The following is a 20,722-nucleotide window of genomic DNA, read 5'->3' on the forward strand; positions in this document are numbered from 1 at the left end:
GGAGTTCCGTATCAGAGTGCGTCCAGACTTGCATGCTGTCCCATTTTATGCAGCATTTCGTGACGTTCCTGAATGCGTTTGACTAGTTCAATCCGTTGCTTTTCGTGGCGTTTTTCAATACGGCGTTGTGCCTGATAGAACGCACGTAACAGGGATTTCTGATCCAGATTGCCGTCCTTGAATTTTGAGGTCAGTTCTTTCACTGCCTCTGTTTCCAGGCCGTTCTTCAGGATATCGTCTTCCAGGGAGAGAAAGATTCTTGCACTGCCCGGATCTCCCTGGCGTGCGGTTCGACCCGTCAACTGGCGATCAATCCGCGCCGATTCATGCAGCTCAGAACAGATCACATGCAGTCCACCCTGTTCGGCGACCCCTTCACCCGGGATGATGTCCGTTCCGCGTCCCGCCATATTCGTGGCAACGGTAATGCGGCCCGGCTGTCCGGCCTCTTTGATGATGGCGGCTTCATTCTCATGATTTAACGCATGCAGGACTTCATGCTCCAGTCCGGCCTGCAGCAGCAGAGCAGAGAGTTCGTTCGACAGGTTCACCGAACGCGTTCCAATCAGGACTGGTCTGCCCTGACGATGCATTTCTGCCGTCTCCTCGACAATGGCGTTCCATTTTTCTTCCGCTGTCAGAAAAATCCGTTCCGGATACATTTCACGCCGTGAGGGACGATTCGTGGGAATACTGATGACGGGAGTCGAGAAGACTTTTTTCAATTCGCTGGCTGCGGATTCGGCGGTGCCTGTCATTCCTGCCATGCGGGGATAACGGGCAAACAGTTCCTGCACGGTGGTCTGGGCTCCGACTTTGGTGGGGGTTGTGACTTCCAGTCCTTCTTTCGCTTCAATCGCCTGGTGGATCCCGTTCTGCCACATCCGGCCTTCCGCGATGCGACCTGTGAATTCATCGACGATGGAAACTTTTCCATCCCGGACAACGTATTCGCGTCCTTTGTGAAAGTAGTTCTGTACGCGCAGTGCCCGTTCGGAAGCCAGGTAGGCTGTCCCGGTATCCAGTGAAACAGGAGCGTCTTCCTGCATCAGCATTTCCCGCACGAGACGACGACCTGCTTCTGTCAGTTCCATTCCCTTCTGGGGGCCATGATCGATGTAGTGTTCGTTTTCCGCCAATCGCGATGCCTGTGCAGCACCCCATTGGCAGACGCGTTTCATCTGCTGTTCTTCTCGGGTGTCCTGCTGGCCGATAATCAAAGGCGTACGCGCTTCATCAATCAGGATACTGTCGGCTTCGTCGATAATGACCATATAAGGAGCACGGGGATTCACCAGCAGTTTGGCGGTTTTATCGTTCTGTCGGCCGAACAATTGCTGGCGGCGTGTATTGATTGACTGTTTCTGGCCTGGAATACTCAGCAGATCACGCAGATAGTCAAACCCGAATTCCCGCGCCGTGCCATAAGTAATGTCACAATCATAGGCTTCACGGCGGGCAGACGGAGAAGAATCTGCAGTCACCACACCCACGGTCATCCCCAGTGAGTGATACACGGGGCTCAACCACGCAGCATCGCGTTCAGCCAGATAATCATTCGCCGTGGCGATATGCATGCCCGCTTCGGGTAAAGCATTCAGGCAAAGTGCCAGGGCAGCTGTCAGGGTTTTTCCTTCCCCGGTCTGCATCTCGGCGATCGTACCTTCATGCATGGCGATCGCACCCAGGTATTGTACCGGGTAGGGGGTAATTCCCAGGTGACGCTGTGTCTGGACGCTGACGATGGCAAACGCTTCCGGCAGGAGATTCGTCAGCGATTCACCACTCTGAACCCGGTAACGCAGAGAATGCCATTCATCAAATAACTGGGAATCGGTCTGCGAATGGTAATCGTCCCGCAGCGCCTGGATCTGGTCGATGATATCCCACCAGAGCGACGGAACTTCATTTTCGCCTGTCAGCAGAAAACCACGAATTCGATTTGTCAGTGAGGTGATAAAGTTCGCCACGATGACTGTTGTAATCCCGACAATAGTAAAGAAAGTTTGGTTTTGATTATATTAACTGAATCGCATTACTGATTCGATCCTTTTTATCCCACTGGCGGGATTCAGTCCCTGAAAACGGTTGCCTGTTGCTTTTTGGCAACCGCTTTATCAAGCGAATGTGGTGTTCAGGCAACAATTTAGGGATTTGAAGTGCGAATTCAGTTCGATTTGAGTGAATTACAGAAAAACGCATCTTTCATGCCGCTGGACAGGGAGGAAATCGCAGAGCAGTGCTTGAGAAAGGGGGAGAGCGAGATGTCGCCAGTCTGGCAACCCCAGCGAAGAGTCGATGATACCGGCAGGAGGTTCAGTGACGTCGCTGCTTTGGGCGGGATCTTATTTGGGGGCCTTGGACTTCCGCTGACGGTCTTCCAGCCGTTTCCCGTTTTTGGTGGTGGGGGCGCTGACCAGCGGATTTTCTGCGCCGTCCAGGGGCTGTCCCGGTTTGATCTCAGCCAGTCGCTGTTGGGCCCGTGCTCCATATTCGTCGGAGAGTTCGAAGCCGACAAACTGTCGTTCCAGTTTCTTCGCGACCGCCAGAGTCGTGCCACTCCCCGAAAACGGATCCAGGACGACTTCCTCGGGATGAGAACAGGCGCGAATGATGCGTCCCAGCAGCTGTTCGGGCATCTGACAGCCATGCCAGCCTTGTCGCTCTTTGAATGTTCCATTGATCCGCGGGAAGTACCACGTATCTTCTTCCGCCTGGAAACTCTCAGGAATGTCCTGAGGTCTTAAGATCCAGGTATCGTCGGGCAGGCGGCCTTTCGGGTTGGCGCGTTTATCGCCGTAGACCAGTTGTCGCGCAGAGGGGACACGGATGGCCGGATCGTCTGCGTTGAAAGTAAACTGTTTCGAATCTTTCACCATATAAAACAGGTGCGCATGAGAGCGGCTGAATTTATTTTTACAGTTCACACCAAACGTGTAATACCAGATCACCCAGCTGCGGCAGGTCAGGCCCAGTTCGCGCTGCATCATGACTTTCAGCTCAGCGGCATACTCATCTCCAATGGCCAGCCAGAAGGTACCGTCGGGCTTCAACAGCCTCACGACTTCTTTCAGCCAGAGTTGGCACCAGTCCAGATACTGCTCACTCTCCAGACGGTCTTCGTACTGATCGTATTCGTAACCGATATTGAACGGAGGATCGGCAAATGCCAGGTCGATCGACTCCGCTTCCAGTTCCTGCATGCCTGTGATGCAGTCCTGAATATGTATCTGATTGAATTTGGTCATAGGGTAACAGTCGCGGCCGAGAGGAAAGCGGGGAAATCAGTTCTTTCTGCGAATGCGTTTGTAACGAACATTACAGCCAATCGCAATGGTTTCCGTCGTTTCCGGCTGTTTCCCGTTTAAGGCTGCTTCGATTGCTGCGGAAACGTAGTCCTGTTTGACTTTGCTGGCGTCGGTGGAATCGTCCATCGCGCCCATATAGACAATCTTGCGATCTTTGTTCAGCACAAAAAACTCTGGCGTGCGTGTCGCTCCGAACTCCTGACCGATTTTCTGGCTCTGATCAAACAGATAGGGAAACACGAATTTCTTTTCTGTCGCCTGCTCTTTCATTTTTTCCAGGCTGTCCGCGGGTACCAGATTCACGTTCACGGCGATCACCGCGACGGGGGAATCTTTCGCAGAATATTTTTGCGCCAGCTGGTTCAGACGGCCTTCATAATCCACTGCATACGGGCAGCTGTTACAGGTAAAGGCGATGACCAGAACTTTTTTATCCTGAAACGAATCACTCGAGTACGATTTTCCGTCCGTTGCCGGCAGCTCGTCCCACGTAGGCGCTTTGTCACCCACGTCCAGCACGGGATTATATTTTCCAGCCCTCAGTGGAGACTCACTGGTAATGAAACAGCAGGCCGCGACAGCCAGCAGGAGTAATAATTGTCGTGAAGCAGACATCAGTTCAACCTCAAAAATAGTTTGAGAAAAAATCCGTCATCGTTTTACCAGGGAACATCAAAGCGAATGCGTTCCGCCAGCTCTTTCAACAGGTTGGCATGGTCACGGTGTACGAGCAGACCTTCACTTAACGAACGCTGGGTCTGTTCCCATTCCAGTTCGCCCGGCAGGCGGACCGGTTCATTTTCATTGACCGTGTTCAACTGGTGAATGGCTTTGATGGCGGAATCAAGCTCGGCATCAAACTGTTCTTCTTCGACAAACTGTTTCAGATCGATGACGTAGAAGAAGTGTTCCGAGCCTTCGATTTCCGGCGGCTTGGTTTTGTTGATGGGCATTTTACCGCCCGCCAGTGCGCCGGTCAGGATCGAGCTGATCATGGCCAGACCATATCCACGTGGACCTGCAGCGGGCAACAGCGTTTTCACCGCAGAGGAATCCGTGGTTTCTTTGCCTTCACTGTCCAGAGCGTAACCAGGCGGAACAGGCAGCCCGTACATGGTCTGTGTTTCCAGTTTGCCCCAGGAGGTTTTGGCACATGCCATATCCAGAACAAAGGGAGCCCCTTCGCGTGTCGGCACGCCCCAGGCGATCGCATTATTGGCGGTGGCGGCCTGTGTACTTCCGTGGGCGGCTACAGTGGCTCTGCCTGTGTTCGTGGTGCAATAACCGATCATGCCTGCGCGAACCGCCATCAGAACATAGACGGCGGCGGCGCCAAAGTGATGGCTGTTCTTGACGACAACGGTTCCGGTTCCGACTTCCCCGGCTTTTTTAATCGCCAGTTCCATGGCCCGGGTCGCTGCGACGTGCCCCATCGATTTGCTGCCGTCCAGGACGGCGATGGCCGGCGTTTCTTTGAGGGTCAGGATCTGCGCCCGGGGATCGATGTCACCCATGTCCATCGAGTCAAGATAGCGTTCGGCGGTGCGACTGCCGTGCGAGTGAATGCCGCGCAGGTCGGCTTCAATCAACCGGTCGGCAGCGATTTCCGCTTCGACCTCGAACATTCCCATGCGGACAAACAGCTTGATCAGAAGTTCTTTGAGAGGCTCCAGAGGAATCTGAACTTCCTGGGATCGATCCTGAGGCGGTGCAAAATGATCCGACGACATAATAGTGACTCTTTAAGTAGGGGGCAGTAACCGCGTGCTTCCTTAAGAACGCGGGAGGGAAATTGTACGTTCATCATATAATAACCGTCCGCCAATTCCAGCCTGATTGTACTGCAGCCCTGCGTGGCTGTGAGAATTTTAATATTCTGTAAAACCGTGTGAGCCTGCACAGGGCATACAGATCATCATCAGCCTTCAGGGTTTTCTGCTCTGCCGAGTCTATTTCGTCATATTGACATCAAATGTATTCTCGCCTTCACTGATGGCGAAGGTTAATTCGCTTTTTTGCGGGTCGCGATATTTCTGGGGGATATTTTTATGCTCTTTTTTGGTCGAAACCGGGATGGCGTCCTGGGGGGGCGCTTCAGGAGGAGGCAGGATCGATACAGCATAGGTTCCTGTTTTTAAGGGTTCTAAAATCTCGTACTCTCCTTCCCCTGTGAGATCTGCCGACGCTCCGACACCCAGTTCGGAGGAATAAAATGATATGACTCCCTCTGCGAGAGGGGTCCCTTCATAACTCACTTTGCCTTTGACCTGGCCTGTAGGAATTTCCGGCTCTCCGCCGCAACCTGCCATCAAAAAAACGAATCCGGAGAGTACGCAGCAATATTTGAAACTCAACTTCATGGTTCATACCTTAGTCATTGATGTCTGATGTGATTCAACGGGAGGCGTTGCCATCTGAATGCGCAGGACGTCGAAGAAAGACGCCTGTGCCATTCAATGGTGTGCCAAATGCAAGCAGCCTGTCACAAGAGCGTTCCAGGTCTGCAGGGGAATTCCCGTCAGACTGGAAGACGCTCTGGTTAAATGTGATGCGCTCTAGAATTCTCCAATCACCTGTCCGTCACTTCGTGCACAGAGTTGTCTCAGTGTCAGGAAGTCGAGATTCTCGGAAACAAAACGGACGCCTCCATCAGCCAGCAGGACATGAATACCGCCGGTGTGATAGGAATTGAGAATCGTATTTCCGGAGTAGGCACTGTTTGAACGGGGAACGGTACTGCCGCCCGCCTGTCCGGATTTGGCGTTGATCGAAAAGGCAACCGTGGTTACCCCTGCCACGTGATGCGCGCCGGTTCGCGCCACAACATCACCTGAAGAAGACCAGCCGCGCCAGCCGCCATGATAGTTGGTACGCCAGTCATTTCCCGAAACACTTCCCGACTGTTCCGCAACGATGATCGTATTGGATGTGCCATCTGTCACATCGCGGAAACGATAGTTCTTGCCGGGGACCAGTAATCCGTTATTGCAGTACACGCCGTAATCAGCGCCTGTCGAGCAGACACCACTGGTACCTGCGGGGTCTGGAGTCGCGCCACTGATGCCGACATAGTCATGACATTGTAACCGATCGTAATTGCACATGCTGCCTGATGGGTTATTCGGATCCAGTGGACTGGAAGGACATTGAAAAACAGGAATCTTGATTCCCACGATGACCATATTCGTATTCGTGGCCTGTTGACCGTAGCTGCTTGATGAATTACAGCCGGATGCCCAGTGTCCGGAAACATTCAACTGATTGAAAAGGGGTGCCTGATCCATACTGGGAAGCAAACCGTAGCGCCAGTTGGGACGATTGCCGGGGAGGGCGCCTACGGGAAACGCACTGTAGGTTTCATGATAATTATGTAATGCCAGGCCGATCTGTTTCATATTATTTTTACAGGTGCTCCGTCTTGCTGCTTCCCGGGCCTGTTGGACGGCGGGAAGTAACAGAGCAATCAGAATGGCAATAATCGCGATGACGACCAGCAGTTCAATTAATGTAAATCCTCGTTTCGGTTGGTTTGGCGGGTTCATTCAGGTGCCTCTTCAGTAATTAAGGGGATTTCAAGGGAGGGAATAAAAACGTTAGTATGGACAGGGAACGGAGGGCATTCAGCGGAGTTCCCTGGCCTCATCGGTGTGTCTGCAGGAGATTTCAAGGGTGGCCCAGAAACAGGGGATGGATCTGGGATCAGGTGGGTTAAGATTGTTACTTAAATAATGTTAAGAATATAAACACCGATTTATGTTCTCGCAATGACAATTTGGAGCATGCGCGTAGTTTTCGGTGTTTTATAGAAAGAATATTCCGTAAGTTCTATTTTAGTAGTATGTTACGAAAATTGGTCCTGGCGAGACTACATTCTGAGGGATCAGATGAGCTCTGGTTTCGATCCCATGCGCACCGGCCTGGTTTTGAGAGGGGAAGTCATTTGGCAGACAGATCGACGCGAATGATTTCTCTGTCGTTGCGGGCGAACACACTTTTCATGGCGAATGCAGGATGCGACCAGATCGTCATGCGTCGCTGGACCCGCCTGGTCGGTTCGATCAGTCTGGCCCGGCTCAGTTCTTCGTATCCTTCGGGCGTCAGATTCGCAATGATCAGGTCTCCCTGTTCGTTGTGCAGAAAGTAACGGTCTTCGTGGGGAATGATAAACGCGTTCCACCAGCGGCCTTTTCCGGTTGCCTGTTCTGTTTCCCACAGTCGGTTACCATTTTTCGCATCCAGGCCTCTTAACTGCCCGTAGCTGTCGACGCCGTAAATATTCTTGCCGTTGAAGACAGGCGTCATCATGATCGGGTGCAGCCCGTCGGTATTGATTTCACTGTCACTCTTGCCTGCCCAGACAATTTTTGCCCGATTGCCGTCCGGCGAAACTTCGATCATACGCGGACCGTTATAAAAGCTGGCGACAAACAACCGGTTTCCGACTTTGCGCGGCGTGGCGATCGTCAGGCCGTAACGTACTCCATAGGGAACCTCCCAGATCAGCTTCCCGTTTTCGGGATTGAGCGCTGATACCGCTGTCGGATGCCAGACGATCAGTTCGCGCTGGCCGCCAAATTCAAAGATAACCGGAGGCGCGTATCCGACGGCGGGGTCTTCCAGTGAACGCCAGAGCTCTTTGCCGGTCTTCCTGTCAAAACTGACGACGAGTGAATTCTGCTGACCTCCCACCAGAGTAATCAACTGGTCTCCGTCCACCAGCGGTGAAGCGACCATCCCCCAGGTGGGGAGTTGCGTTCCATACTCGGTCACAAAATTCTTGCCCCAGAGCACGCTTCCCTTTTTCGCATCCAGGCAGAGCAGATGTCCCTGCGCACCGACCGTATAAACTCGACCATCGTGAATCACTGGTGTTGAACGGGGGCCGGCGGGATAGCTGACCGAGTATTCGACGGGATACTCATGTTTCCAAATGATTTTCCCGGACTCTGCATCGAGACATAATACGCGTTCAAAACTGACGCGCTGTTTGAATATGCGATCGGTCACAAACACACACCAGCGCGCATCGACTTCTGCGACCGCTGGTCCTGCGTAACCTTCTCCGATGCGGGTTGACCAGACGCGAGGCAGCACGCCGGTCGTGGGAAGCGTTTTGACGATTCCGGTTTCCCGCCAGACCAGATCGTGTTCCGGTCCTCCCCATTGAGGCCAGTCGTCACTGAAAGCCTGCTGCGATACAAAACTGAAACTGAGGACAAACGCGAGCAGGCTGCGTGTGATAGTCATAATTACCTCAACGGAGAACAGATTGATTTATTTCACTTCGTGGACGAGGAGCATGTCATGTCCCTGCGCAGTCCAGTCGGTCCCGGAGATCAGGACGATCTGGCTTCCGGTTGACAGGAACCCATGTTTTTTGCCGTAACTGGCGATGTACTTCAGGATTTTGGACGGCGACTTATCGACCACATCGGTCAACAGCGAAGTGACGCCCCAGTACAAAGTCATGCGTCGCGCCGTTGCCGGGCGATCGGTCAGCGCGACGGTCGGGACGGTTCGCCTCTGTTTCGATAACGCCATCGCGGTTTTGCCTTCATGCGTGCAGGTCACCATCAGATCGGCGTCCAGTTTTTCCGCAGTGATCCCTGCGCCCATCGTGACGGCTTCCGTCACTTCGCGGGCATACAGGCGACGATTGCTGGTCGTATCTTCGGAATGTAGATTGGAAGACAGAATGCGGGCCGCCTCTCGCACGATGCGGCTCATCATCTCGACTGCTGCCAGTGGACTCACGCCAACCGCTGTTTCGCCCGAAAGCATGACGGCATCGCTACCGTCCAGCACCGCATTGGCCACATCACTGGCTTCGGCACGGGTTGGGAATGTGTTGAACTGCATGCTGTCCAGCATCTGTGTCGCTGTGATCACAGGGATGCGATATTGATTGCAGAGATGAATGATCCGTTTCTGGATGACGGGCACGCGTTCGATATCGACTTCGACGCCCAGATCGCCACGGGCTACCATGACGGCATCGGTCAGCTTCAGAATCTGTTCGATATCACTGACCGCTTCGATTTTTTCAATCTTCGCGACGATATGGGGCTCATCGACCGGATTCAGTTTTTCAATCTCATTTTTCAGCTGAGTAATATCGTCGGCGGAGCGCACAAAACTAAGGCCGATGTAATCCAGACCATGTTCGACGGCCCAGGCCAGGTCTTTCAAATCCTTCTTTGTGAGACAAGGCGTACTCAACTGCACGCCGGGCAGATTGACTCCCTGTTTGCTGCGGATGATGCCTTCCCGTTCCACCACACATTCGACGTATTCATCATCCAGAGATTTCTCCACGACCCGCATTGCCACCATGCCGTCCGCCAGCAGAACGGGATCGCCCACGCGCAGGTCGCTGATCAACGATTCGTAAGTACACGTCAATTCCTGGGGATTGTCAGATTCCATTCCCTGAATGAAGCGGAATCGCATGTCCTGTCGACACGTGATTTCATCACCGGGCAGCACACCCAGTCGGATCTTGGGACCAGAGAGGTCGCCTAAAATGCCGATGGGCTTTTCCAGTTCCTCTGAGATCTCGTGAATATTTTTTACAATCTCCGCCAGCCATTCATGCTTACCGTGAGCGAAGTTCAGCCGAAACAGATCCACTCCCGCAATCACCAGTTTCTTGAGCATTTCCCGAGAATCGGAAGCGGGACCGACTGTTGCGATAATTTTCGTTTTTACGAGTGGATGTTCCGCGTAGTGTTTGTCGTTCATCATGAACCTTAAAAAGAATTGAGAGAAAGCAGATCGTAGCGTGCGCATGGATCTGCTTTAAAGCAGCTGAGTTCAGTTATTTCCATCTGTCTGAAACCATTTCTGATTCACCTGATTGACTGGTTCTCCCGGTCTGGCGATCTGGAAATTCCCTTTCAGGCTGACTGTCGTCGGGCGAATGCAGGTTTTATCGTTGCAGGCCTGGTACTTGACGTTGAGTTCCAGTTGCTCTGCTTTCCCTCCTGCTGCAGCGGGAATTGTCAATGTGCCCCGAATGATGGCCTGTTTCTCGTAAACCTGCAGCGGTTCATCGAAGCCTTCCACCGTAAATGCGTGGCCGGCCGGATATTTGATTTGAGACAGTTTCACCTGCTGAGTTGATTTTACGGTGAACGTGGTTGGTACCATGAAATCGGGCTTGGCGGGATTCGCATTTATGTGCCAGCCTTCATCGATTTTGAGTACAATCGCCACCTGGCAGGTTTTTCCCGCGGGCAGCTTATCAACGGAAAGATATGCCTTTGCGGTTACCAGATTTTTCTTGGGAGTAACCTGACCCAAACCAGCGAGTGCGAGTAACTCCAGCCCGGGTGTGACGCTGGCCAACTGCTCGGAGTTTGCTTCAAACTGCTGCAGCGACCCTTGTGCAAAACTCGTTTCTGTTGCGGGAATCATCAACGTCGATTGTTTCTGATCAGCGGGTGTTTCCAGGAACTCTCCCACTGCCTGCACCAGCTGGGCACAGCGGTCGGGATAGCGTTTAATCACGCGTCCAAACAGCTGCAGCGTCTGGTCTGCGTGCTGTCGATATTTCGGATCGCCGGTCAGCTGCGATAACTGAATCAGGTTCCGTGTGCTGATACTGTTGCCGGAAGGGATCGCGGCGTCGTATGCATTCTTGGTCCGGGCAATTAACTGTTCGTGATCATGTGTCGTGAAGAAGAAGCCATGTTCTTTCTGATCCCAGAACAGTTTGATCTGCAGGTCAGTCAATGCCTGTGCCTGATCGAGCCACTGCTGCTTGCCGGTCGCTTCATAGAGAGCGAGCAGTCCCTGGACCAGAAAGGCATAGTCATCCAGATACGCATTCAACCGGGCCTGGCCGGCGCGATAGCTGCGATACAGGTGCCCCTGATCGTCGCGCATCTGATCCAGTATGAACTGTGCCGCTTTTTCGGCGGCGGCTGTGTAGTCAGGACGTTTCAGAATGCGACCTGTGTTGGCCATGCCGGTGATCATCAGACCGTTCCAGCTGGTCAGGATTTTGTCGTCTTTCAACAGGGACTTTCGTTGATTGCGAACCGCATGCAGTTTCTCACGCATCGTCGCCAGTTGTGATTCCAGCGCTGCCGGAGTCATCTTCTGTTTTTCGGCGAGTGCTTTGAGAGTCGTCACGCGATGCAGTACGTAACCATGTTCAAAGCGAACCGGTTCGTTCAAGCCATAAAATTCAGCGAACAGGGGATAGCCGTCTCCCAGAATCTTTTTCAGTTCTTCCTGAGACCAGGCATAATGTTCGCCTTCCACGCCGTCGGTTTCTGCATCCAGAGCGGAATAGAAGCCTCCCTGGGGATCGGTCAGCTCGCGCAAGACAAAATCGATGATGCCTTCCGCGACCTGTTTGTATTGTGCGTTGCCTGTCTGTGCGTAAGCGTTCGCATACAGCGATGCCAGCTGCCCGTTGTCGTACAGCATTTTTTCGAAGTGAGGCACATGCCAGTAGCGATCGGTACTGTAACGATGAAAGCCGCCTCCCAGATGATCGTAGATGCCGCCATTCGCCATTGCGTCGAGCGTCTGGTAAAGCACCTTTGCTGATTCCGCCGACGTACTTTCAGCGACCGGCGATTCAATGTCGTACTGCAGTAAGACCAGCTTGGACGACGTGGGGAACTTGGGTCCATTCGGACTGACTTCCGAAAAGTCAATGCCGCCATACTCGGGATCAAAACTGGCATTGATGGATCGCACACCCGCTTTGACCAGTCTATCTTCGATCGGAATGGCTTCGCCAGCCCCTTCTTCTTTCTGCAGCCGGGCGACTTCTTTGGCGATGATCGTGGCACTCTGCTCTACCTTGGCTTTATCGCCGCTCCACAGTTCATTTACTTTTGCGAGGACGCGGGGAAAGCTCATCTGGCCTCCCTGATCGGTCGGCGGGAAGTAGGTGCCCCCTGCAAAAGGCTCGCGATCGGGAGTTAAAAACATCGAAAGCGGCCAGCCTCCATTATCAGGCGCACCAATCAGATGAAAGTAAACGCTTAAGGAGGTCATATAGATGTCGTCGATGTCCGGCCGTTCTTCGCGATCGACTTTGATGTTCACAAAGTTCTCGTTCATATACTTCGCGATTTCGGGGTTCTCAAAAACCAGCCGTTCCATCACGTGGCACCAGTAACAGCTGCTGTAACCCACCGACAGAAAAATGATTTTGTTTTCCTGCTTCGCTTTTTCAAAGGCTTCCGGTCCCCAGGGATACCAGTCGACAGGATTGTGCTGGTGCAACAACAGGTACGGGCTGGTCTCTTTGGAAAGACGGTTGGTAAACATGGCTTTGTTTTTCGTCTTTGCTGATTCGGTTGCTTTGGTTTTCGAATCTTCGCCGGCCGGCTTTTCACTGGCAGACAGGTTCGCTGGTTTCCAGTTGGAAACAAAGAATAAGATGGTCAGCAGCAGAACAATCCACCATTTCATATTTTTATGCAAATCCATTTTATGATTCCTTTGGGGGGGCGGGCAGATCTCTCGAGACCCGATTTATTTTTCAGACGGCGCCAGCCAGCAGTTATTTGTCTGATCCGGCGGTGGGTAACATTATCTTATCCAATACCCGTCCAGTCGACTATTTAATAATAGCATAAGAATAGAAATTCAGCACATCACAGCGGCAATGTCTGATGCCAGATGACCGGTTCAGGCCGGGACCGGGATCTGTTGAAGAATCTGGCGAATAATCTCCGTGGCACGGCTTCTCTGGCTTTCACGCACCAGGGACCGGGTGATCACGCGATGTGCTAACACCGGTACTGCCAACTGTTTGATGTCATCGGGGATGACGTAATCTCGCCCTTCGGTAAATGCTTTTCCCTGAACCGCATGCGAAAACGTAATGGCGCCGCGGGTGCTCACGCCCAATGTCAATTCGGGGTGGTTGCGGGTTGTATCTACGATTTCCAATATATAGTCCGTAAGGGAATCATCGACCCGGACATTTCGCACTGCCTGTTGCATTTCACGCAGTTGTTTCACCGACAGGACGGATTGCAGAGTTTCCACCGGCTCACCATTGCGATGCTGAATCAGAACTTCACGTTCGATGGCCCGATCGGGATACCCGATATCAATACACATCATGAAGCGGTCGAGCTGGTTTTCCGGCAGGGGATAGGTGCCTTCGAACTCGTAAGGGTTTTGTGTCGCCAGTACGAAGAACGGAGGTTGCAGAGTAATCGTCTGGCCTTCCACGCTGACCTGGCCTTCATTCATCGCTTCCAGCAGCGCACTCTGGGTACGGGGAGGCGTCCGGTTGATTTCGTCTGCCAGCAATATATTGGAGAAGATCGGTCCTTTACGGAACTCGAACTCACCCAGACTCGGCAGAAAGACATTGGACCCCAGAATATCAGAGGGGAGCATATCCGGAGTGAACTGCACTCGTGTGTAGTTACAGTCAAGACTTTTAGCAATCGCTTTCGCGAGTGATGTCTTCCCCACCCCGGGTGCATCTTCAATCAGAATATGGCCTTCCGCCAGCAGAGTCACAATCGCCAGTTGTACAACGTCCGGCTTTCCTATGAGGACGCTGGAGATATTGTCATGCAGTGTCTTGACCAGGCTGGCAGTTTCTTGCTGGGAGCTGACTTCCATTAAAGATCCATTTTCTGATGAGCGTTGATGTTGATACAACGGTGAGCACAGTCGGGGTATCAACGTTCAGAAATACAGGATTCCTACATTGATTTCAACTGACAGTCTAACGGGTTTCGAGGGGATATGGAATTATATAAAAACAGAGAAAATATTTCTGTACAATTCTCTGACTGAGTTTCATTATAGAGAAGCCGATTGTAAAGAAAACCAAATTTTGATAACAATCACTTCTGGTAGCAATCATTTATGAAATTCAGGAGCTTTGTCTGTGTGTTCAGTCCTTTTCAGTGGCTGACAAAGCGAATGCCCCTTCATTTCGATGTCATTATAAATTTCAATACATCAGGATAATACTGCATGACGGGCCCCAATCAGTCGATCGACCAGTTCGCCTCTCTCACACGACGGTCTTTTCTACAGTCAGGAGGCATAAGCCTGGCTGGTCTGAGTCTGCTGGATCATCTGGTGCTTCAGGAACTGGTGGCAGCTCCTGCCGACCAGAAGATCGAAAACTTGAATCGCTTCCCGCGGATGGTGCAGGAATATTTTGTTGATCGCGTTCGGGAACAGGAAGCCAAAACGATTCAGCGTCTTGACGCGTTAAAAACCAAAGCAGACGCGGAAGCCTATGTCACCTCCGTACAGAAACGCATTCGTGAATCGTTCGGCCCGGAACCCGAACGCACGCCGCTCAATGCACGGGTCACGAAAACGACCGATCGCGATACTTACACAATTGAAAATGTGATCTTCGAAAGCCGTCCCGGATTTCTGGTCACCGCGAATCTGTACGTTCCCAAAGGGATCACCAAACCCGTGCCCGGCGTCGTGGGGACCTGCGGTCATTCGCATAACGGGAAAGCAGAGACCGCATATCAGTCATTCTCACAAGGGCTCGCGCGTAAGGGATACGTCGTTTTAATTTACGATCCCATCGGACAGGGAGAACGGGTCCAGTACAGTGGCGATGATCTTAAATCCACAGTGGGGGTCGGAGTACGCGAACATCTGCATGGCGGCAACCAGCAGTTTCTGGTCGGGGAAAATCTGGCAATGTGGCGCGCCTGGGACGGGGTTCGTGCGCTCGATTATCTGCTGACCCGCAAAGAAGTCGATCCGGATCAGGTCGGTGTCACCGGCAATTCGGGAGGCGGCACCTTGACCACCTGGCTGTGTGGCGTGGAGCCCCGCTGGGCGATGGCAGCTCCCAGTTGTTTCGTCACCACATTCCGTCGCAACATGGAGAATGAACTCCCCGCGGATACAGAACAGTGTCCACCCAAAGCGCTGGCGCTGGAACTGGATCACGCCGACTTCCTGGCGGCACAGGCACCGAAACCGGTTCGCATTCTCAGTAAAGAACGAGACTATTTTGATGTGCGGGGTGCGCGGGAAGCGTATCTGCGGCTGAAGCGGCTCTACAAACTGCTGGGTCACGAAGACAATGTCTCGATGTTCGTAGGTCCTACCTATCATGGTTACTCGCAGGAAAATCGCGAAGCCATGTATGAATGGTTTAACCAGGCAACCGGCGTTTCCAGTGAATCCAAAGAACCGAAGCTGGTTATTGAGAAAGATGAAACTCTCTGGTGTACCCCGAAAGGTTCTGTCGCAGACATCGGTTCTAAACCCATTCACGTTTATACGGCAGAACTGTCAAAGTCACTGGCGGCGCAGCGCAAGCCACTGTCGGGTGCTGCCCTGCAGTCGGCAGTCGCGGAAACATTGCGTTTAAAAAATATCGAAGGGACACCCGATTATCGGATTCTCAGAAACCGGGGCGGCAAAAACTATCCGCTGAAAAATTTCATCGCTTATGCGGTGGAAACAGAACCGGGCATTCAGGCCATCGTATACCGTGTGTCTGACGAGAAACTTTATTCCCGTCCGCCTCAAGACGCCGGCAAACAGGCCACCCTGTATATCTCCCATGTCTCTTCCGATGCAGAACTGCGGGAAGAACCTCTGCTGAAAACTGCCAGTGAGGACAAAAAACGCATTTTATATACCTGTGATGTGCGCGGCGTGGGAGAATCGATGCCGGACACAACTAACCCGAATTCTTTCTTTACGCCGTACGGCAGTGATTACTTTTATGCAGCCCATTCCGTCATGCTGGATGACCCGTATGTCGGACAGAAGACGTTTGACGTCCTCAGGGTTCTCGACTGGATGGCAGCCAACGGGCATACCGATATCCATCTGATCGGGCGCGGCTGGGGCGCACTGCCGGCGACGTTTGCCGCCCTGTTCTCACCACATGTGAAACAGGTGACGTTAAAGAATGCACTGACCTCTTTCAGCGACATTGCTGAAACCGAGCATTACGATTGGCCGCTTTCCACACTGGTGCCGAACGTATTGACTGTCTTTGATATGCCAGACTGTTACGCTGAACTGAAGTCGGGTAAAGGCCTTACGCAAATCGCTCCCTGGGGGGCAAAAGGTGCTGACAGCTGAGAACTCCTGCCAGCAGCCTTGCATCTACCCGGGTACGCCCGTCACAATAGTAGTAGTCGACACCGGCGGGCTTCATTCTTTTCTTTGAATCAGAAACTGGCATCATTGTGAGCAGCGACCCTAAGATGGAAACTTCCGATCTGGAATCGGTGGAACAATTACATCAGGCCTATCAGCGACTCCTGCAGGAAGTGAACCGGGTGATTATCGGCCAGCAGCAGGTGGTCGAAGAATTATTGATCTCACTGCTGGCAGGCGGACACAGTCTGCTGGTCGGCGTGCCCGGCCTTGCCAAAACGTTGATCGTGCATACGCTGGCGGATACTCTCAATCTTTCTTTTAACCGCGTTCAATTCACACCCGATCTCATGCCGGCCGACATTACCGGTACCGATGTGATTCAGGAAGATAAGAGTACGGGCAATCGCGATTTCAAATTTCTGCCCGGCCCGATTTTTTCGAATGTGGTCCTCGCAGACGAAATCAACCGCACGCCTCCCAAAACGCAGGCCGCTCTGCTGGAAGCGATGCAGGAACACCAGGTGACGGCCGGCGGACGAAAACACAAACTGCCGAAACCGTTTTTTGTGCTGGCGACCCAAAATCCGATTGAGCAGGAAGGAACCTATCCTCTGCCGGAAGCACAGCTCGACCGTTTCATGTTTGAAATCAAAGTCGAGTATCCCAGTGAAGAAGAGGAGTTTGCGATCGTCAGACAGACCACCTCTGATGATTCCTACTCGGTAGAGAAAGTCCTGAATCTGGAGGAACTGTTGTCCTTTCAGTCACTCGTGCGCAAAGTCCCCGTTGCCGATCATGTGATTCGTTATGCAATGCAGTTTGCCCGCATGACGCGTATCATTCCCGGCAGTGAGTCACAGGCAGAAGATGTACCCGACTTTATTCGCGAGTTTGTCAGCTGGGGTGCCGGCCCCCGTGCCAGCCAGAATCTGGTACTCGGCGCAAAAGCTCGCGCGATTCTGCATGGTCGGATGTATGTGAGCACCGAAGATATTCGTGCTGTCGCACATCCCGTGCTCAGGCATCGCATCATCACCAACTTCAATGCCGAAGCCGAGGGGATGACTCCCGATAAAATCGTGGATCGACTGATTCAACTCATCCCGGTCGATTCCTCGCAGGAAAAACTTGATGGACGATTACCGCAAGTATTTAGATCCACAGACGCTCGCTAAGGTTCAGAATCTGGATCTGGCGGCGCGACAGATTGTGGAAGGCTATGTTTCCGGGGCGCACAAGAGCCCCTTTCATGGATTTTCCGCCGAATTTGCGCAGCATCGGGAATACGCGACCGGCGATGACCTGCGCTACGTCGACTGGAAAGTGTACGCCAAATCGGATCGTTATTACCTGAAGCAGTATGAAGCCGAAACCAATTTTACCTGCTATCTGCTGCTCGACTGCAGCGAGTCCATGCGTTACCGTTCCGAGGGAACCGCGCTCTCCAAATGGGAATATGCACGACTGGTGGCAGCGGCATTATCTTATGTCGTGATCAAACAGCAGGATGCCGCGGGGCTGTGTACGGTGAACGATCACGTGGTTGATTTTCTCAGGCCCGCCAGTCAGCCAACGCATCTGAAGCAGATTTATTACACGCTGGAACACACAGAAGCAGCAGGCGAATCAGGGCTGGGCAGGGTCTTTCACGAACTGGCAGAACGCATCAACCGTCGCAGCCTGATCATTATTATCAGTGATCTGTTTGATGATCTTGATTCAGTCATGCTGGGGTTAAAACATTTTCGGCATCGTAAACATGATGTCAGCCTGCTGCAGGTGATTGACCCGGCGGAGCAGGACTTCCCTTTTCAGGAACCGGTCCTCTTTCGCGGACTGGAAAATCTGCCGGAACAGATGGCAGAACCACGCTCGCTCAAAAAAGCCTATCAGGCCGAGTTTGAAAAATTTCTGAAAGCAGCCCAGCGCGGCTGTCGCGATCTGAACATGGATTACGGTCTGGTTCGTACCGATCAGTCTCTGGATATGGCACTCTCAACATTCCTCTCACACCGTCAGTCACGTGTGGGTTCTTAAGTTGTATTGATTCGAAATTTCATGAATGCATTGTCTTATCAGCCTCTGTTTGCATTTGGTTTTGCCAGTCCCTGGCTGCTGATGGGACTGCTGGCGGCTGGTATTCCCATTCTGATTCATCTGCTGCATAAGCGAAAGTTTATCGAAACCGAATGGGCGGCGATGAAGTTCCTGCTGGCGGCGACCAGAAAATATTCCCGGCGGGTGCGGTTCGAGCAGCTGTTGATTCTGCTGGTCCGCTGTCTGATTCTGCTCCTGCTGGCAGTGGCGTTTTCGCGTCCCTACTGGTCGCTGCAAGGCGCTTTTTTTGAAGCCTCCGCGCCCGTGCATCGAATTCTGGTCGTCGATACTTCCTTCAGTATGCGCTGGCAGGGCGAAGAAAATCCCTTGTTTGAACAGGCCCGGGAAATCGCGCGGTCGATTGTCTCCTCTTCCCGACAGGGAGATGCGTTTCAACTGATCCAGATTTCCAGCGCTTCGCCACAAAAGCTGATCTCCCGCCCCTCGCGACAGCAGGCATACGTACTCGAGGAAATTTCGAAACTGCAGCCAACCCAGGAATTCGGGAATGCCGGACAGGCACTGCAGGGAGCGCTGGAATTTCTCGGACAGGCCCAGGAACTGGCGCAAAAAGAAGTCATTGTCATCAGCGATTTTCAGGCAGAGAGCTGGGCGCCCCAGCAGACCGAGCAGGGGAATTCACGGATCGTATCTCTGATGGAAGCGTTGTCAAAAAAAGCGACACTGATTCTCAAAGATGTCGGTGCAACGGAAGAATCGAATCTTGCCATCGTGGATTTCAACAGCAAGTCGGTCTTTGCCACGTTGAATCAGCCGGTTCGACTGAGCGTCACCCTGCATAATTATGGTCTTCTGAACCAGGATGCCGTCAATCTGCAGTTGTATGTCGATCAGCAATTGGTCAATCAGAAACAGGTGGATCTGCCAGCAAACTCCGACACGCAGGCTGAGTTTACGCATCAGTTTACCCGGGTTGGTGACCATCGACTCGAAGTTCGACTGGCCGAGGATCGACTGCCGCTGGATAACCATCGCTGGAAAGTCATGCCGGTCAAAAAAGAAATCAACGTGCTGCTGGTCAATGGCAGACGTTCGACGGAAGCGATGGGCCGCGCCACCGATTTTCTGGAACTGGCACTCTCTCCTTCATTGCAGGAGCAACCCTGGCAGGGAATTATCAAACCGCATGTAATCAATGAAGGCGAACTGGCGACCACCGAATTGAGCCTGTACGACGCGGTCGTGATTTGTGATGTGGCGCTGTTTACCGATCACGAACGCGATCTCTTGAAACACTATGTCAGTCGCGGCGGCGGATTGATTTTCAGCCTCGGTGAGCAGGTGAACGTCAAGAATTATAACCAGACGATCTTTCAACCGGAGCAGGGGCTGTTATCCCTGAAATTACTGGACCGTCGTGGCGACGCCCGCAAGCATACCACACTGTTTGAATTTGATCCCCTGCAGTATCAGCATCCCGTCATCGAAATCTTCAAGGGAAATCCTGATGCCGGCCTGGAGACCACACACATCTACGAATACTTTCAAACGGAGCTTCCCCCCGATCCCGGTACACGGCTGATTTTGAATTATGACACAAATGATCCCGCGATTATTGAGGGTTCCATCGGGCGGGGAAAAGTGGTTCTGATTACCACTTCGCTTGATCGGCTCTGGGGTACGTGGGCGATCTGGCCCAGTTTTCCTCCGATGGTGAATGAACTCGTGTTGTATGTTGCGACCGGCAAATGGGGTAGTCGCGAGGCCCTGGTGGGACAGCCTCTGGAAATCCTGACTCAGGAAAATCAGCTCACGCTGACTCCCCAGATGGTCGCGCCTGACCAGGAAAAGTATCCGCTCAGAAGTGTCCTCGACAGTAAAGATGAGGCGCGCACCATTACGTTTTCACAGACACTGCTCTCGGGAATCTATGAACTCGACTGGGGATCGGCTGCCACCGAAAATACCCTGTATGCAGTGAATGTGACGCCTCAGGAAAGTAATTTGAACCATATCGGGCCACAGGTCATTCCACCGCAGTATTTTCGTCGTCCCGAAGGTGCGGAAAACCAGTTGGCGGAAATTCCGGAAGAACGCAGCACACAGGCAGGACTGGCAGAAAACCTGTTGCTGACTGTGCTGGCTCTGATCGTAGTCGAACAGTTGTTGCTCTGGCGATTTTCTGCCGGCGCATTGACGTTTCTGGCGGTGATGCTGATCTCTGTCCTCAGCCTGTTTTTCCTGCGCTGACAGACAGGGAGTCT

The 20,722-nt window shown here is 52.7% G+C and carries 14 protein-coding genes; 4 read left to right on the plus strand and 10 right to left on the minus strand.

The features are described from left to right. Positions 1–11: 11 nt before the first annotated feature. The 10 genes from ACN0YN_RS29005 to ACN0YN_RS29050 form a co-directional block, all read right to left on the minus strand. A complete protein-coding gene (locus tag ACN0YN_RS29005) occupies positions 12–1,970 on the minus strand; it encodes a preprotein translocase subunit SecA (RefSeq protein ID WP_417388390.1) in 1,959 nt (652 codons plus the stop codon). A gap of 375 nt (positions 1,971–2,345) precedes the next feature. Next, positions 2,346–3,248, minus strand: coding sequence for a DNA-methyltransferase (locus ACN0YN_RS29010; protein WP_417388391.1), 903 nt, complete (start codon positions 3,246–3,248; stop codon positions 2,346–2,348). 36 nt (positions 3,249–3,284) lie between these two features. Further along, the gene (locus ACN0YN_RS29015; RefSeq protein WP_417388392.1) at positions 3,285–3,923 is read right to left on the minus strand and encodes a thioredoxin family protein; all 639 of its coding nucleotides are present in this window, start codon (positions 3,921–3,923) and stop codon (positions 3,285–3,287) included. 44 nt (positions 3,924–3,967) lie between these two features. Continuing rightward, positions 3,968–5,038, minus strand: a complete 1,071-nt coding sequence (locus tag ACN0YN_RS29020; protein WP_417388393.1) for an Ldh family oxidoreductase — start codon at positions 5,036–5,038, stop codon at positions 3,968–3,970. A 219-nt stretch (positions 5,039–5,257) separates the two neighbouring features. Continuing rightward, positions 5,258–5,668 carry a hypothetical protein gene (locus ACN0YN_RS29025; protein ID WP_417388394.1) on the minus strand — a complete coding sequence of 137 codons (411 nt, stop codon included), beginning with the start codon at positions 5,666–5,668 and terminating at the stop codon, positions 5,258–5,260. A 195-nt stretch (positions 5,669–5,863) separates the two neighbouring features. Continuing rightward, positions 5,864–6,850, minus strand: a complete 987-nt coding sequence (locus tag ACN0YN_RS29030; protein WP_417388395.1) for a DUF1559 domain-containing protein — start codon at positions 6,848–6,850, stop codon at positions 5,864–5,866. 394 nt (positions 6,851–7,244) lie between these two features. After that, positions 7,245–8,555, minus strand: coding sequence for a PQQ-binding-like beta-propeller repeat protein (locus ACN0YN_RS29035; protein ID WP_417388396.1), 1,311 nt, complete (start codon positions 8,553–8,555; stop codon positions 7,245–7,247). Positions 8,556–8,582: 27 nt separating this feature from the next. After that, positions 8,583–10,052 carry a pyruvate kinase gene (pyk, locus tag ACN0YN_RS29040; RefSeq protein WP_417388397.1) on the minus strand — a complete coding sequence of 490 codons (1,470 nt, stop codon included), beginning with the start codon at positions 10,050–10,052 and terminating at the stop codon, positions 8,583–8,585. A gap of 69 nt (positions 10,053–10,121) precedes the next feature. Further along, complete coding sequence (locus tag ACN0YN_RS29045) at positions 10,122–12,761, minus strand: DUF255 domain-containing protein (protein ID WP_417388398.1); 2,640 nt, start codon at positions 12,759–12,761, stop codon at positions 10,122–10,124. Between the two features lie 201 nt (positions 12,762–12,962). Then, complete coding sequence (locus tag ACN0YN_RS29050; RefSeq protein ID WP_417388399.1) at positions 12,963–13,916, minus strand: AAA family ATPase; 954 nt, start codon at positions 13,914–13,916, stop codon at positions 12,963–12,965. Positions 13,917–14,276: 360 nt separating this feature from the next. On the opposite strand from ACN0YN_RS29050, the gene ACN0YN_RS29055 reads away from it, so the two are divergent. The 4 genes from ACN0YN_RS29055 to ACN0YN_RS29070 all read left to right on the plus strand — a co-directional run bounded on the left by ACN0YN_RS29055 (position 14,277) and on the right by ACN0YN_RS29070 (position 20,708). Beyond that, positions 14,277–16,379, plus strand: a complete 2,103-nt coding sequence (locus tag ACN0YN_RS29055) for an alpha/beta hydrolase family protein (protein ID WP_417388400.1) — start codon at positions 14,277–14,279, stop codon at positions 16,377–16,379. Between the two features lie 125 nt (positions 16,380–16,504). Continuing rightward, positions 16,505–17,575, plus strand: coding sequence for an AAA family ATPase (locus ACN0YN_RS29060; RefSeq protein ID WP_417388413.1), 1,071 nt, complete (start codon positions 16,505–16,507; stop codon positions 17,573–17,575). Next, positions 17,532–18,437, plus strand: a complete 906-nt coding sequence (locus ACN0YN_RS29065; RefSeq protein WP_417388401.1) for a DUF58 domain-containing protein — start codon at positions 17,532–17,534, stop codon at positions 18,435–18,437. Before ACN0YN_RS29060 ends, ACN0YN_RS29065 begins: the two co-directional genes overlap by 44 nt. Before the next feature lie 21 nt (positions 18,438–18,458). After that, positions 18,459–20,708 (plus strand): BatA domain-containing protein, encoded by a 2,250-nt coding sequence (locus ACN0YN_RS29070; protein ID WP_417388402.1) that lies wholly within the window; start codon positions 18,459–18,461, stop codon positions 20,706–20,708. Positions 20,709–20,722 lie beyond the last annotated feature (14 nt).

The sequence above is a fragment of the Gimesia sp. genome (genome assembly GCF_048260065.1).
In the GTDB taxonomy this organism is placed as follows: Bacteria; Planctomycetota; Planctomycetia; order Planctomycetales; family Planctomycetaceae; genus Gimesia.